Source organism: Mesorhizobium sp. M2A.F.Ca.ET.067.02.1.1 (genome assembly GCF_004023285.1).
Lineage (GTDB): Bacteria > Pseudomonadota > Alphaproteobacteria > Rhizobiales > Rhizobiaceae > Mesorhizobium.
Genome location: NZ_RZSB01001280.1, coordinates 1 through 830 on the forward strand (window position 1 = coordinate 1; position 830 = coordinate 830).

Genomic DNA, 830 nt, shown 5'->3' on the forward strand with positions numbered 1-830 from the left:
CTGCGGTTCGTTGCCGGCGGTCGCGCCGACCGCCCGTCGCAGCGCGACGACATAATCCAAGGGCGAGCGCAGCTTCGTGAGCGGCATCGACCAGGCTTCGGGCATGTCGATCAGCGTCAACGCAATCGAACGCAGGTCGCGGTCGGATTTGGTGAAGACCGAGGCCAGCCGGGCGACAGCCGCCGGCGGCGGATCGTCCGCGATGAAATGGCGGGCAAGCTTGGTGGCGATGTGCCGCGCGGTGGCCGGATGGCGGGCAATGTCGTTGAGCGCGGACTCCGCCTGGCCCATGCCCCCGTCGGGATAGGTCTTGCCGAGCAGCGCCGCCTTGCCCGGCTGATGCGCATTGGTGTTGAAGACGAAGCTTCCCGGTTCTCCCAGCCGCCCCTCGCGGCCCGCCATGGTCCAGCCGGTCAGCATGGCGGCGAAACTGGTGACGTCCGCCTGGGCATAGCCGCTGCCGACGCCGAGCGTATGCAGTTCCAGGATCTCGCGGGCGAGGTTCTCGTTGAGGCCGCGGCCGCGCCGCTTGCCGGCGCGCGAATCAGGCCCGATGGACTGTTGGTTGTCGAGATAGAACAGCGTCGCCGGATGATGCTCGACAGCAAGCAGCATATCGGCGAAGCGGCCGAGCACGAAGGGGCGGATCGCCTCGCGCTCGAAGGCGCCGGCGCTTGCCCGGACGACCGGCGCCTTGGCGATGGAAACGCAGAAATGGTTCGACAGAAGCCGACCAGCCGCTCAACGAAGCCGGGCGCCGCGGCAAGCGCCTTGTCGAACCGGGCTTGTGCCTCGTCGCGATAGATATCGGCCTCGACGCGCGGCACCGC

The 830-nt window shown here is 68.4% G+C and carries 1 pseudogene; it reads right to left on the minus strand.

The features are described from left to right. Positions 1–830, minus strand: a pseudogene (locus EOA28_RS37305) (DUF1800 family protein); the annotation flags it as partial.